Below are 12,873 nucleotides of genomic sequence, written 5' to 3' on the forward strand. Positions count from 1 at the left end.
GGAAAACCCCACGAATGTCACGACGCGCCGAAAAATCGCGCCCTTCAATATACTTCGCGCATGAAGATAAGCCTGGAATCACTCTTGAATGCGCCTATGGTCTGGCGCGCCTGTCCCGGCAGATAGGGAATCAGCGACTGCAGCATGAGCGTGCCTTTTTTCGTCACCGGTGCGGCGGGCTTGGCCATCAGCACGCTGCCGGCGCCCAGCTTCAGCAAGCTACTGTCGAGCGGCAAGGTGGTAGCGGCGGGCAAGTGGGCATCCGTCAGGTTGACGTAATTGTTCAAGACGAAATTCTTGCGCAGCAGAGCCGTGCAATTGTCCAGCGTATTGACGGCATACGCGCTGCCGTTCCAGTATTGCGCGGCCAGGGGCACCAGCAGCGCACGCTGTTCCGAGCCGTACATATTGTTGATGCGCAAGCGGCCGTGACGCAGACTGGTGTTGCCGATGGCGACGCTGGCGGCCGGCGCGACGGCCAGCCCATTCACGCTGGAAATGAGCGCGCCATCGCTGTCGCTGATGCCCACCACCAGCGAAAAATCGTCGTATGGGCCATCCTGGCCGCTGGCCAGCCGGTCAAAGCTGTGCAGTACCGTGATGCCGGTGGCGCCGCTGGGCATCGCCTGCAGCAGGCCAGGCGCGGCGAGCGTGATGCTGCCCGCACCGGCAGTGCCGGCCTGCACCGTGTAGATGGCGCCGTCGCCGCCGAACTTGATCAGTTCACCCGCCGACAGGCCGCCGCTACCGGCCACCACCACTTGCGTGCTGCCGGCGGCATACGCGGCGCCGTCGGTCGCGTACGAACGCCCGCTGCGTCCCTGGCTCCACGCAAAGGCGGGCAATGCCGGCGCCAGGCGGCCGATGGCCAGTGCCGCGCCGGCATTGGCCGCGCCCACGCTGACGCTGGACAGTCCGGGATAGGCGCTGCCAAAGTGCGCGAGGACCTGGTTGCCCTTGCTCAAGGCCGTCGCGCCCAGCACGATACCCAGTTCGCGCTGGCCCATGTAGGTGGCGTCGCCGCAGGCGCCGCTCAGCGCGCCCGTGAGCGCGTAATGGTCAGGAAAAAAGCGGCCAAAGACGGGGGCCGGGGTTTGCGCCTGGTTGGCGATATTGCAGCCGAATTTGCCATTGACGGCCGTATTGCTGCTGCTGCCGACGATGCAGTCGCCGGGCTGGTCGACGCTCGTGTAGGCGTTGTCGAGCACTGCCTCGGGCAGCATGCGGAAAGTGCCGACGTCGCCGTAGGTGACGCCGCTGTTGCTGGCCAGGCCGCTGGCCAGCACGGCCTGCCCCAGCGGAAACGGGCTGGCATTCGAGGCCGACGCGAGGCGGTCGGTGTAGTCGGCGGTACTGAGGAAGCCGGTGATTTTCTGGCCGGCCAAGGTATTGTCGACCAGCGGCGTGCCGTTGTAGCCGGCCGCAGCGGCGGCGCTCAGGGTAAACTGGGCGCCCGCCGCCAGGCTGGGGGGGCCGCTCAGGCCGCTGTTGCTCATGTTGGAACTGAGCGCAAACTGCTGCGGCCGCACCGCGAAATTATCGGTCGAGCATCCCACATTGGCGGTGCCGCACACGGCCGCCGTGCAAGTGACGCGCACGCGCACGTCGCGGTAGGCGCTGTACCTGGGCGCCACGGCGCTGATGGCAGTGGCAGGGATGCTCACATTGGTGGTCGAATAGCCGCCCGTAAACGCCACCAGGCCCAGCGGAATGACGGCGGTCTGGGTGAGCGGACAGTTGTTCGCCCCCAGCGCCACGCCGGTGGCGGTATTGACCAGCAAATCCACGGTGGCCGCGCCGGCGAACGCCGTTTCCAGGCTGGCGTCGGACTTCAGTTTGACCAGGTCCAGCTTGAAGGCCGTGTCGGCCAGCTTGGTATTGAGGCGCGCGTAGCTCAGGCTGCTGGTGCTGGGCACGCAACGGGGCGACGTCGCCTCGCAGGCGTTGAAGCGCGCCACGGCGCACGCCTTGATCACCAGCGACTGGTCTTCCTGCTCCGTGAACTGCCCGTCCGTCACATTCACGCTGACGGTGGCGGCCGTGCCGCTGCTCAGGCCAAACACGGCCTGGTACTCGCCGTTGAACAGATAGGTGGCCACGCCGTCGTTCAGCGTGCCATTGGCAAGCACGCCATAGCCCGAGATCAGGGCCCAGTCACCGATGCCGTTCGAGGTGCTCAGCTGGATTTGCGTGGTGTTGTTCGGCATCACGATATTGTTGTGATTGACGTCATGCGCCGTAACCGTGACCGTGCTTTGCTGGCACGTCAGGCCGGTGCCCGTATTTGTCACCGCATAATGGTTCAGGCAGCCGGCCTGGCTGAGATTCTGGTCGCGCTGCACCAGCGCCAGACCGCCTTCATAGTTATAGGCGCGCAATTCATCGATGGCGCCATCGGTGGAATTGCCGCTGCCGTTCTGCCCCGTGAGCGCGCTGCGGTTGTCGCCGATAAACAAGGTGCCGACGCGCGGCGACACCACGGCCGCCGTGGTAAACGCCGTCTCCTTTTGCAGCACGCCGTCGACGTATATGCGCAAGTGGTCGCTGTTGGCGGCGGCCAGCGCATTGAAGCTCCAGCTCACGGCGATATGCTTCCAGGTGCCGGCGGCCACCGTATTGGCGGCCGTTTCCACCGTGCGCTGGTTGCCCAGGCTATCCGTGACGACGAAGCGCAAGGCGCCCGTGCTGCGCCGCACGAGGAAAAACCATTCATTGTTCATCTGCGTGGCGTCGAGCAGCTGCGCATCGCGCGCGCCGCTGCCGGACCAGGCCGTATTGGCCTTGTACCAGAACGTGATGGTGCCGGCGCCGCCCATGGTGCCAGGCACGGACAGGGCGCTGTCGATGGCGTCGATGGCCGCGGCGCTGGTATTGAGGGGAAAGCTGGCCGCACGGCAGACGCGGCCGGCGGCGATGGTCTGCGCGCCGCCCAGCACCGTGCCGTCGCGTCCGTTGCCGCTGGTGTCGCTGACCTGCCCCGGCGTATTGTCCCAGCTGGGCTGCTCCATCCGGTATTCGAGCACCGGACGGGGGATGTAGAACTTGATGGCCGAATTGCTGACAGGAAAGCCGGTTTGCGGCGTGTCGTAATCGTTGCTGTCGGCCTGCCAGCCGATCTGGCCCAGCTTGGCGGAAGGCCCCGCCACGGCGGCGCCGTACTGGTAAATGAATTCGCCGTTTTCCTGCAAGATCAGTTGCAGGCTGTAGGAACCGGTGGGATTGGCGCCCGTCGTCCATTCGGGCACATTATTCCACGTCACGACAAAACTGCGGTACGGCGCCGTGCCGACCGTGGCGTAGCTGACATAGCAGGTGGTGCGGCTGGCGCAGGCGGTATTATAGGAGGGCAATTCCAGTTTCGAGGTGGGATCGAGGTCGTTGCCATAGATGCGCATGGTGTAGTTCAAGCTGCTGTCCGGATACGGCAGCGTCTGTACCGGGCTGCCGTAGCCGCACGTGACGTTGTTATTGAACTGCACCCGGCCATTCGTCATCACGCGCAGGCTGCTGAAGGCCACGCCCGAATACATGAAGCTGAAACCGATGGGCAAGGCGTCGCTGAGCGTGTCGTCGAGGATGGGCGGCGTGGTGCCGCAGCCGGTGGCGCCGTTGAATTTGTACGGCGAAGTGTTGTAGCCGAGCCTGGCATGATTGCTGGCGTCGATCCAGTTGTAGGCAAAACTGGTATTGGCGTACGTCACTGCCTGCGCCGGGGCGCAGTACAGCAGGGCCAGCAGGGCCAAGCGCCCCAATGCATGTATCCATACTGCCGTGACTGCCCGCATGTCGCTCCTTTGGTTTGCCTCGCCTAAAACTCCGCCTGTACGACGCGCTGCACGTAATCGGGATGATTGGTGGCGTTGGCGGTGGCGCACACACCGCCAACGGGCTGATTGCACGCCGTGGCGATCACCTGGAAGCGCGGTACCGCGCCAGCGGTCTGCGTGCAGCGCACGGTGACGGAAAAACCAGCCAGCGCGCCATTCGCGGGCAGGGCGAAACTGCTGCTGGCGGCGCAACTGCCGTTGACGCGCTGCTGGTACAGTCCCCACTCCATGCCGGCCCGGGCCGCCTGGTAGGCGCGTGCGCCCTGCACGTCCAGCGCCGACTCGGCATGCTGCATGGTCGAAATGGAAACCAGCGCCACGCCCAGCGCGGACAGCACCACCAGCAGAAAGATGGCGGTGATAATGCTGAAGCCGCGCGCCGGGCGGCATGGGCGCCGGCGATGCGGCATGGAGGTGGCGGTAGCGGATATCGTCATGGCGAATTATTCACCTGTGCCTGCTGCACCAGCGTGATCTGGCCGGCATTGCCGCCGGGCGCGCCCAGGGTCAGGCCGATGCTGACCAGGCCCCGCTGCATGTTGGGCAGCGTATCGAAGGAAAAATCGCAAGCGGCAACTTGCATCGCCATCAGCGCTGCCGACGGCGCGCCATTGAGGGGCGCGGCGGCGGCGCTCACCGGCTGGGCTGGCTGGATCGCATAGCCGGCATAGCGCGTCAGCGTGCCCGTGCCATTCGCATTCGGTGCGCAGTGGTAGGTCACGACCGTGCTGACCACCTGGAAACGATAGCTGAGGGAAGGCATGGACGGCGTTTGCGCGACGAAGGGGTTATTGAGCAGCGTGACTTCGTTGCCGCTGATGGAAGCGACCTGGGCGCGGTTGCATTGCCCGCTGCAGTTATAGGCATTCACGGGAGGCTGGTCGCCCAAATTGTTAACGACGATAAAGTCGCCGGCCACGATGGCCTGCCGGCCGGCAGGCGGGGCGCCGACGATGGTAAACACCTTCGCGTTGCTCACCGGCGTGAGGGGATCGAAGGCCAGCACATTGCCCGGTATTGTGGCCGGGTCGTCTTCCGACAGATAGCGTCCGCCCGTCTTGGTCAGCAGCAGCTCCAGATAGCTGTCGCCCCCATTGTTCGCGACGCGCACGCTGTTGGGCAGCGCCAGGCGCACGTCGCGCGTGATGCGGCGCGCCGCCGTATCGGCGGCATCGGCCAGTTCGGCGCGGGCGGCCACGTCCAGGTAGCCTTGCATGGGCGCGCGGATGAATACCGTCACCATGCCGGCCACGATGGCCGTGATGATGATCACCACGATCAGTTCGATCAAGGTAAAACCGCGCTGCCGGGGGCGTAAAAAAGTCATCATGGGACGGCATTTCCTGCGTAACGCGTGCGGTAACCGGCCAGCACCAGCTGCTGATTCGCGCCGTAAGTCACGGTGACCGTAACGCGCAGCACATTCATGTTGACGGGCGTGGCGTCCGAAGGCAAGGTGGCGCCTGCCGGCCCCAGTCCCGCCTCGGGGCTGATGGCCACGCTCACCGCATAGCCCGCAGGAAAGCTGTTGCCGGCCGCGTCGGTCGTATAGCTCGCGGGCGTATTGAACGCGCGCACGTAGTCGCTGACATTGTAGTAGGGTCGCCCCGTGGCGGGCACCGTCGCGCTGACATTCTGCGGCGTGTTGCAGCCGGTGGGATTGGTGGCACTGTCGAACGGCGCGGCATTCGTCGCCGCATCCGCGGCCGGATCGGCGACCGGGTCGCAAAACGTGAAGCGCGCCATGGTTACCTCTTCCAGCATGCCCTCGGCCAGCGCCAGCGCCTGCTTGCGCAATTGCGGATCGGCGCTGCTGGCTGTGGTACGGGTAAAAATTTGCAGCAATCCAATCACGGCGATGGAGACAATGACGATGAAGACAATCAGTTCGATCAGAGTCACGCCGCGCTGCGCCAACCTGCGAGCCGGCAAGACGGCTATCCTAGTAATGGACATAGCCCGTCTCCCCTTCGACGATGATGTTGCGCGTCATGCCGCCGCCGCTGATGCCGATGCTGACGCGCGCGGGAAAGCTCGAGACGGGCTCGGCGTCGCTCGCCTTGAACGGCCGGCCCAGGGCATTGAAATAAAAAGCGGCGGCATCGGCCGGCACGCTGTAGCTGATATTGTTGGGCGGTGCTTCGCACAGCCACGCCGTCGTATTGGCGCAGGCGCTCATGGTGGCGCTGCGGCCGCTGTTGCCGCCAGCAGGCGGCAAGACGCGGTTGGCCGCGTCGCAGGCCGTATTGAAACACAGGGCAATGCGGCTGCCGTTAAGCTGCACGAAAACGGGCCGGTTTTGCGCGATCGCCAGTTTTTGCCCATAGCGCAGCATGCCGATGTTTTGGTCGGCAAAGCTGCGCGCGTCAAAAGTATCCTGCTGAAAGAAACGAGGGGCGGCGACGGCAGCCAGCACCCCGCCCACCACCAGCACGGCGATCAGTTCGACCAGGGTAAAGCCGCGCTGCAGGCGCCCACGATTGGCAGGCCCGGCAAACATCAAACCTGCAGGAGACGGCATCGTGTACTCGCACCTATGGCAATGAGCGGCATGCTGGCTCAAGCATGCCAGAAAGAATAAAAAAACGCCTGGCAAGCCAGGCGGATTGCATGCGGCGCGACCTGCCGCTGCATGCAGATTCACGTCATTAGCAATTGCTAAGGACAGGCGCGGGGCCCACCGCCGCCGCCGCAGTCGCCGTAGCGACTGTATAGGTAACCGCGCAGGTAAGATGGTTGGCATCGGCGGCGATCGATACTGGCGCCGTGCCCGTGACATTGTAGTCGGCCAAACCACCTGCCGCCAACACGATGCCGGCCGCATCAGGATAGCCGTTCGCCATGGTGATGGTCGTACCTTCCATTACCACAGGAGGAATTGTGCCGACGGCAGTGTTGTTGACCAGCCATTGCGCATGAGCCAGGGAAGCGGCGGCCTGCACTGTGGCGCGAGCGCCGTTGACTTTCGCCAGGCGGGCATCGGCCGACAGATTGATAAAACGGGGAATCGCGGTGGCCGCCAAGATGCCCAGGATGACGATGACGACGACTAACTCGATCAGCGTAAAGCCCGCTTGGCCACCTTGTTGAAAACGACGAATTGACTGCAGTTTCATGCTAATCTCCAAAAAATCAAAAAAACGATGCTGGCAAAATGTGCCGGCAAAATAAAAAACTATTTCAGCCCATCCGCCTCGCCCAGCTGTATCAACGCCACATCGGGCGCATCCACCGGGGTTGAGGGCCGGGCCAGGGTAGCGGACGCTTGCCGCAAGCTTACCTTGAATCGAAGCAACTCGGAACGACTAAGGCCGAAAGTGTTGCCTCGATTTAATACGTATATCAATTCTGCATTACTTCTATCAAAAAACCAATGACCTTGAGGAAGTTTTGCTATCTCCGGCGCCGTATATTCACCTAAATAATTGGACGGCCTTTCCGCCAGCCAATCGATGAGGTTTTGCCCCGCCAGCGCCGGCAACTGATTTTGCCGATCAGCCGCATACAGTTCCAGCACTTTCATGCGCAGACCCGCGCGCAGCGCCAGCACCGTTTGCTGCACGGCGACCCGTTCCGCCTCCTGCTGGACCGCTAACAGCCGGCTCAGCAGCACAGCCGCCAGCACGGCAATGACGGACACGACAACGGCCAGTTCAAACAGGGTGAACCCGCTCTGCCCTGCCTTGACTGCCACGCTGTTGTTTTTTGGCGAAATGCACGATCTCATTTATGCAGGGCCACCTTGCCCAGATCCCACACCGGCAAGAAGATGCCCAGCGCCAGCACCAGCACCATGACGCCGAGAAAGGCGATCAGGATGGGTTCGATCTGCGCGGACAGGGTCTTCAATTCGTAATCGACTTCGCGTTCATACATCTGGGCGATTTCATTCATCAAGTCATCGAGTGAACCGGACTCTTCGCCGACGGCGATCATTTGCAGCACCACCGGCGTGAAGACGCCCGCCGTCACCGAGGTGCGCAGAATACTGTCGCCGCGCTCGACGCCGTCGCGCATCTGCTCGACACGGGCGCACAGATAGGCGTTGTCCACCGTCTGCGACACCACCGTCAGCGCCTGGACGATGGGCACGCCGCTGGTGCTCGACAGCGCGAAACTGCGTGCGAAGCGCGCCATCGTGCCTTTCAGGATGATCTTCCCGGCGATGGGGAAACGCAACTTGTACCGGTCCCACGCGTAACGGCCTCTGACCGTGCGCAGCCAGGCCCGGAAACCGGCTATCGCGCCGATAGTCAGTGCCAGCAGCAAAGGCCAATACGCGACCATGAAGGCCGACGTGCCGATCAGGATGCGCGTCATCAAGGGCAGTTCTGCATGGAAGCTGGCGAACACCTTCTCGAACTGGGGAATCACGAACATATTGACGACGACCATGGCGATGAGCATGGCCACGATCACGAAACTGGGATAGCGCGTGGCTGATTTCACGCGCGCGCGCATGTCGCGGTCGAATTCCAGGTGGTCGAACAGGCGCAGGAAAACCTCATCGAGGCGCCCCGTCATTTCGCCCACGCGCACCATCGACAAATAAAACGGCGTAAAGATCGCGGGGTGGCGCGCCATGGCGGCCGACAGTTCGCGGCCCGCGTCGAGCGATTCGCGCACGTCCTTGATGATGCGTCCGAACGCGGGGCTGATGGCGGACTCCTGCAGGCCGGCCAGGCCGCGCATGATGGGCACGCCCGCCTTGAGCAGGGTATACAACTGGCGGCTGAACAATTGCACATCCATCGAGCTGACTTTTTTCTCCGTCAGCTTTTGCCACCAGCCGATATCGGCGCCCGTGGTGGCGGCTTTTTTGGTCACCAGGATTTCCACCGGCGTCGCGCCGGTGGAAAACAGCTGGTCCGCCACGGCGCCGCTGTCGGCCCCTTCCATCACGCCGGTCAGCAGTTCGCCGCTGGCATTGCGCGCCTTGTAAGCAAAAAATGGCACCTCAATCCTCGCTCTGGTTGCTGATGCGCATCGCTTCCATCACCGTCGTGCGGCCCTGGACCACCAATTGCACGGCGTGGCGGCGCAGGGTTTCGCCCGCCATCTGCGCCATCGCCACCTTCATGAAGTGCGATGGGTCGGCATGGTTGGCGGCGTCGGCCACGGCGCGCGTGATTTCCAGCAATTCATACACGCCCGTGCGGCCCCGGTAACCCATGCCGTTGCAATGCGAACAGCCCTTGCCGTGGAAATACTGGTTGCGCTCGACCAGCTCGCCCAGTTCCAGGCGCAGCCATTCGTATTCGTTCGGCGTGGGCTGGTACGGCGTGCTGCAGCTTTCGCAGATCACGCGCACCAGGCGCTGCGCCAGCACGGCTTGCAGCGAACTGCCCACCATGTAGCGGGGTACGCCCATGTCCATCAGGCGCAGCGGCGTGCTGATGGCGTCGTTCGTATGCAGGGTCGACAACACCAAGTGACCCGTCATGGCGGCGCGCAAGCCGATCTGCGCCGTTTCCTGGTCGCGCATCTCGCCGACGAGCACGATGTCCGGGTCTTGCCGCAGGGCCGAGCGCAGCACCCTGGCGAAGTTCAGTTCGATCTTGTCATTGACTTGCACCTGGTTGATGCCGGCCAGCCGGTACTCGACGGGGTCTTCCACCGTAATGAGCTTTTTTTCCACCGAATTGAGTTCGGACAAGGCGCAATACAGGGTCGTCGTCTTGCCGCTGCCGGTCGGGCCCGTCACCAGCACGAGGCCGTTCGGGCGGCTGACGATGGCGCGGAACTGCGCCACCAGCGCAGGCGGCATGCCGATGGCGTCCAGGCGCAAGGTCGTGCCGCCCTGGTTGAGCAGACGCATGACGACGGATTCGCCGTACTGCGTAGGCATGGTGGAAATACGCACGTCGATGCGCTGGTTTTTCACGCGGATGGCGAAGCGGCCATCCTGCGGCAGGCGCTTCTCGGAAATATCGAGGTCCGACATCAGTTTCAGACGCAGCGCCAGCGAACTGGCGATCTTGCTGTCCGCTTCCGTCTGCAGGTGCAGCACGCCGTCGATGCGGAAGCGGATCTGCAGCCGGCCTTCCTGCGGCTCGATGTGGATGTCCGAGGCGCGCACCTGGGTGGCATCCTCGAACACGGATTGCAGCAGCTTGACGATGGGCGCTTCTTCCAGGCCCGGATTGGCGGCCAGCGCGCCGAAGTCGACGGAAACGTCGCCCAGGTCCTGCTCCAGCTCGCGCGTCAGGGTGGAGATGTCTTCCGTGCGGCGGTAGATGCGGTCGATGGCGGCCAGCACTTCCGTCTCATTGACGACGGCCAGCTCGATCTGGCGCTTGACCAGGCGCGAAATCTCGTCATACGCGAACAGGTCGGTCGGGTCGGACATGCCGACCAGCAAGCCCTCGCGCCGGTCTTCCAGCACCAGCGCGCGAAAGCGCCGCGCCTGGGTTTCCGGCAGCAGCCGCACCAGTTCGGGATTGATGTTGAAAAACTTCAGATTAATGTAGGGAATGTCGAGCTGGCGCGCCAGCGCGCCCGAAATCTGCTCTTCCGTGACGAAGCCGTGCTCGACAAAAACGCGGCCCAGCTTGCGTCCCGAACGCTTCTGCTCCGTCAAGGCCTGGCCCAACTGTTCTTCCGTCAGCAATTTCTGCTGCACCAAAATTTCACCGAGCCGGACTTTCTCTGGCCTTGCCATGCTTACTCCTCGACAAACATATTCGACAGACGATACACGCCCGCGGCGCGCACAGGCATTTTATTCCAGAACCTGTTGTTTCTTAAAGAAAATACATTGCGTCGCTTGATTTTCGCGCATTTCAACGCTCGGCAAGGAAACACTTGCCGCGCACCTGCGCCCATGGCAATAATGGCGGTCGTTCCCCGTCTTCGCTGCCGACCATTACCCCTATGAACGCCTGCGCCATCGAGTTTCACAATGTGCACCTGCAACTGGCGGGCAGCGCCGTGCTGCGCGGCGTCGACCTGCAAGTGCGCGCGGGAGAACTGTTCGGCCTGGTCGGCGTGAATGGCGCGGGAAAGACGAGCCTGCTCAAATGCCTGCTCGACTTTTGCACGCCCGAGCGGGGAGACATCGCCATTTTCGACCGGCCGCACCGCCAAGGCGCGGCGCGCCAGCCCCTGTCGTTTTTGCCGGAACGCTTCCAGGCGCCCTACTACCTGACGGGCGGCGACTTCCTGCGCTACCTGTCGCGTCTGCACGACGTGCGTCCCGATGCGCAAGCCGTGCGGCAAACCCTGGACGCGCTGGACCTGGCGCCGGACGTTCTGCTGCGCCCCGCGCGCGCGTATTCGAAAGGCATGATGCAGAAACTGGGGCTGGCCGCCTGCCTGCTGTCGGGCAAGCGGCAACTGGTGCTCGATGAACCGATGAGCGGACTCGACCCGAAGGCGCGCGCGCAATTCAAGCAAGTGCTGCGGCAAGCGCGCGCGCAGGGTCGCGGCGCCCTGCTCACCTCGCATGCGCTGGCCGACGTGGAAGAATTGTGCGACCGCATGGCCATCCTGCATGCGGGCCGCATCGTGTTTATGGGCACGCCCGCCGAATGCCGTGCCCGCCACGGCGGTACGCAAGACGCCAGCCTGGAACAGGCTTTTCTCAATTGCATCGCGGCATGAACACCGACACGCACGTCCCCATCCACTACGCGCCCTCGCCGCACGGCATGTATCTGCACCATTTCGGCTTGCGCACGGCACCGTTCGGCATTACGCCGGACCCGGCCTTCTTTTATGCCGGAAATACGCGGGGCGAACTGCTCGATGCGCTGCTGTATGCCGTCATGCAAGGCGAAGGCATCATCAAGCTGACGGGCGAAGTGGGCAGCGGCAAGACCATGCTGTGCCGCATGCTGGCCGAACGCCTGCCGCCCCGGGTCGACGTACTGTATCTGCTCAATCCCCGGTTGGAACCGGATGAAGTCCTGCACGCCATCGCCGCCGAACTGGGCCTGGAACTGGACGGCTGCCGCGCCGACGCCGTGCTGCGCGCCGTGCACGGCGAGCTGATCGCACGGCATGCGGCGGGACGCCAGGTGCTGCTGCTGGCCGAAGAAGCGCAAGCCATGCCGGGCGCCACCCTGGAAGCGCTGCGCCTGCTGACGAATCTGGAAACGGCCAGCCACAAGCTGCTGCAGATCGTGCTGTTCGGCCAGCCGGAATTGCAGCACACTTTGGACTTGCCCCAGTTCCGCCAATTGAAGGAACGCATCACCCACAGTTTTACCGTGCCGCGCCTGCCGCAAGCCTTGCTGGACGACTATCTGGCATGCCGCCTGGCCGCCGCCGGCCGCATGGCGCCGCTCGTCTTCACGCCGGCCGCGCTGCGCCGGCTGGCGCGCGCCGCGCAAGGCATCGTGCGCAGGGTCAATATCCTGGCCGACAAGGCCTTGCTGGCCGCGTTTGCGGACGATGCGCAGCAAATCAGCGCGCGCCACGTGCGCCTGGCCATTGCCGACAGCCCCTTCCACCGTCCGCCCTGGCATGCGTGCAAGCTGCTGGCGGGCGCCTTGAGCGCGCTGATGCTGCTGCTGGCCGCGGCGCTGCTGTGGCAATGGCTGGCGCCGGGCCAGGCAGCGGTCCCACGTGCACCGCTGCCGGCACCATCGACGCTGCTCGACAGCAAACTGGCCGAATCGCGCGACTGGCTGGCAAGGCAAGGACCGCGGCAGCTGGTGCTGCACGTCGCCAGCCTGCCCGCCACCGAAACGGCCGCGGCGGAAACGTTCCTGCAGCAGGCGCAGCAAGCGATCGGCCTGCGCGACCTCCATGTGTTCCGCCTGCCTGGCGCAGCGCCCGCAAATGCCGCCGCGCGCCTGGACATCGTCTACGGCAGCTTCGCCGACCAAGCCAGCGCCGAAGCCGTCCGGGCCAGGCTGGCCCCAGCGTCGCCACAGAAAATATTGCTAAGCGACATAGACAGTATCCGTACGGAAATAAAAGCCGTGACGCCGGCACAAACGGGGCGTGGCGCCCCCTGACTTTATTTCGGTATATTGCATCCAGAGCCTGCACAGCCGATTGCTTTTAGGCGATCATGCTGGCTAAAACTACCAAAGCACAA

Annotated in this window: 11 protein-coding genes; 2 read left to right on the forward strand and 9 right to left on the reverse strand. The window is 63.8% G+C overall.

Annotated features, from left to right (window positions below; translation table 11 throughout):
- Positions 1-44: 44 nt before the first annotated feature.
- The 9 genes from CLU90_RS07350 to CLU90_RS07390 form a co-directional block, all read right to left on the reverse strand.
- Complete coding sequence (locus CLU90_RS07350; RefSeq protein WP_198511167.1) at positions 45-3,752, reverse strand: LamG domain-containing protein; 3,708 nt, start codon at positions 3,750-3,752, stop codon at positions 45-47.
- 56 nt (positions 3,753-3,808) lie between these two features.
- A complete protein-coding gene (locus tag CLU90_RS07355; protein ID WP_100427556.1) occupies positions 3,809-4,264 on the reverse strand; it encodes an agglutinin biogenesis protein MshP in 456 nt (151 codons plus the stop codon).
- Positions 4,261-5,157: a prepilin-type N-terminal cleavage/methylation domain-containing protein gene (locus CLU90_RS07360; protein ID WP_100427557.1), complete on the reverse strand. Its 897-nt coding sequence runs from the start codon at positions 5,155-5,157 to the stop codon at positions 4,261-4,263. The genes CLU90_RS07355 and CLU90_RS07360 overlap by 4 nt, the downstream gene beginning before the upstream one ends.
- Complete coding sequence (locus CLU90_RS07365) at positions 5,154-5,759, reverse strand: prepilin-type N-terminal cleavage/methylation domain-containing protein (RefSeq protein WP_232731112.1); 606 nt, start codon at positions 5,757-5,759, stop codon at positions 5,154-5,156. The genes CLU90_RS07360 and CLU90_RS07365 overlap by 4 nt, the downstream gene beginning before the upstream one ends.
- A gap of 10 nt (positions 5,760-5,769) precedes the next feature.
- Complete coding sequence (locus tag CLU90_RS07370; protein ID WP_100427559.1) at positions 5,770-6,348, reverse strand: pilus assembly FimT family protein; 579 nt, start codon at positions 6,346-6,348, stop codon at positions 5,770-5,772.
- Positions 6,349-6,475: 127 nt separating this feature from the next.
- Positions 6,476-6,943, reverse strand: a complete 468-nt coding sequence (locus CLU90_RS30095) for a type II secretion system protein (protein ID WP_100427560.1) — start codon at positions 6,941-6,943, stop codon at positions 6,476-6,478.
- Positions 6,944-7,002: 59 nt separating this feature from the next.
- Positions 7,003-7,521, reverse strand: a complete 519-nt coding sequence (locus CLU90_RS07380) for a type II secretion system protein (RefSeq protein WP_157808768.1) — start codon at positions 7,519-7,521, stop codon at positions 7,003-7,005.
- Between the two features lie 29 nt (positions 7,522-7,550).
- Positions 7,551-8,783 (reverse strand): type II secretion system F family protein, encoded by a 1,233-nt coding sequence (locus CLU90_RS07385; protein ID WP_100427562.1) that lies wholly within the window; start codon positions 8,781-8,783, stop codon positions 7,551-7,553.
- Between the two features lies 1 nt (position 8,784).
- The gene (locus tag CLU90_RS07390) at positions 8,785-10,488 is read right to left on the reverse strand and encodes a GspE/PulE family protein (RefSeq protein ID WP_100427563.1); all 1,704 of its coding nucleotides are present in this window, start codon (positions 10,486-10,488) and stop codon (positions 8,785-8,787) included.
- A gap of 143 nt (positions 10,489-10,631) precedes the next feature.
- Here CLU90_RS07390 and CLU90_RS07395 point away from each other — a divergent pair, with 143 nt between their 5' ends.
- Together CLU90_RS07395 and CLU90_RS07400 are read left to right on the forward strand one after the other, a co-directional pair.
- Complete coding sequence (locus tag CLU90_RS07395) at positions 10,632-11,429, forward strand: ABC transporter ATP-binding protein (RefSeq protein ID WP_232731113.1); 798 nt, start codon at positions 10,632-10,634, stop codon at positions 11,427-11,429.
- A complete protein-coding gene (locus CLU90_RS07400; RefSeq protein WP_232731114.1) occupies positions 11,426-12,790 on the forward strand; it encodes an ExeA family protein in 1,365 nt (454 codons plus the stop codon). The genes CLU90_RS07395 and CLU90_RS07400 overlap by 4 nt, the downstream gene beginning before the upstream one ends.
- Positions 12,791-12,873 lie beyond the last annotated feature (83 nt).

It is taken from the genome of Janthinobacterium sp. 67, from assembly GCF_002797895.1.
In the GTDB taxonomy this organism is placed as follows: Bacteria; Pseudomonadota; Gammaproteobacteria; order Burkholderiales; family Burkholderiaceae_D; genus Janthinobacterium.

Bases quoted from the DNA above. Each gene is read 5' to 3' on its own strand.
- CLU90_RS07390 (WP_100427563.1), bottom strand. From the start codon at position 10,488: ATGGCAAGGCCAGAGAAAGTCCGGCTCGGTGAAATTTTGGTGCAGCAG.
- CLU90_RS07360 (WP_100427557.1), bottom strand. From the start codon at position 5,157: ATGATGACTTTTTTACGCCCCCGGCAGCGCGGTTTTACCTTGATCGAA.
- CLU90_RS30095 (WP_100427560.1), bottom strand. From the start codon at position 6,943: ATGAAACTGCAGTCAATTCGTCGTTTTCAACAAGGTGGCCAAGCGGGC.
- CLU90_RS07370 (WP_100427559.1), bottom strand. From the start codon at position 6,348: ATGCCGTCTCCTGCAGGTTTGATGTTTGCCGGGCCTGCCAATCGTGGG.
- CLU90_RS07355 (WP_100427556.1), bottom strand. From the start codon at position 4,264: ATGACGATATCCGCTACCGCCACCTCCATGCCGCATCGCCGGCGCCCA.
- CLU90_RS07400 (WP_232731114.1), top strand. From the start codon at position 11,426: ATGAACACCGACACGCACGTCCCCATCCACTACGCGCCCTCGCCGCAC.